We start from the raw sequence: 1,200 nt of genomic DNA on the forward strand, positions 1-1,200 counted from the left end.
AGGGCTGAGTTCTGTATTGCACGGGACTCAGCCCTTTTAGTTTCAGTTTGATGCGGTCGTGATTGTAGTAGTGGATGTAGCTTGCCAAGCCGGTTTGCAGTTCGTCCAGGTTGCGGAACCGATTCAGATGGAAGAACTCGGATTTCAGCGTGCCGAAGAAGCTCTCCATGGCGGCGTTGTCCAGGCAATTCCCTTTACGCGACATGCTTTGCGTGAGCGCTCGTTGCTGCAGTAGGCGGCGATACGCAGGCATCTGGTACTGCCAGCCCTGATCCGAATGCAAGAGAGGCCGCTCGTGTGACTTCAAGCGCGCCAATGCCTTGCGAAGCATTGCGCTGACCATCTCGAACGCCGGGCGCCTCGCGGTTTCATAAGCAATGATCTCGCCGTTGTACAGATCGAGCACTGGTGACAGGTACAGCTTCTGGCCGCCCACGTTGAATTCCGTGACATCCGTTACCCACTTCTCGTTCGGACGCTTTGCGTAGAACCGACGCTGTAAAACATGAGGTGCAACACGTCCGACGCTACCTTTGTAGGAGCGGTATTTCTTCGGGCGCACACAAGACTTCAGCCGCAACTCACCCATCAGACGCGCCACAGTCTTGTGGTTAATCACCTGTCCCAGATTACGTAGAGCGAGCGTGATGCGTCGATAGCCGTAGCGGCCCTTGTGCCGTTCGAACAGCGAGCAGATTCTTGCCCTTGTATCGGCATACTTGTCGGCTGCTCCGAGCAATTTCTGATGATAGTAGAACGTGCTGCGCGCCAAGCCGGCAACCTTCAACAAGCCCGCAAGCGGATATTGCTGCCTTAGCTCGAGCACGATTTGCGCTTTTTGCGTTGCGCTGATCGCTGCTGCGCTTGAGCCAAGGCTTCGAGCTTTTTTAAGTACGCGTTCTCCATGCGCAGGAAGTTCAACTCGTCGAGTAGTTCCTGTCGGGAGCGCGTATCGTCCTCGGGTAGCGGCGGTGGCGTGAGCGGTGGCTTGGGCATCTTCCTGGGGCGCCCCCGCTGGCGCGGCGACAGTGCGTCTATACCGCCTTCATCATACTGGCGTTTCCACTGGCCGATGGCCGTACGGTTCCTAATGTTGAAGCGTGCAGCCGTCTCACGCGCTGACAACCCTTCGCTACGCATTTGCTGCAGTACAAGCAACTTGAACTCTGCGCTGTAGCGCTCGCACTTCTTCTTCAAGCC

Annotated in this window: 1 pseudogene; it reads right to left on the reverse strand. The window is 56.7% G+C overall.

The annotated features are described in order from the left end of the window. Positions 1-1,200 (reverse strand): annotated as a pseudogene (locus CFB45_RS38000) (IS3 family transposase); the annotation flags it as partial.

It is taken from the genome of Burkholderia sp. HI2500 (assembly GCF_002223055.1).
Taxonomy (GTDB): Bacteria; Pseudomonadota; Gammaproteobacteria; order Burkholderiales; family Burkholderiaceae; genus Burkholderia.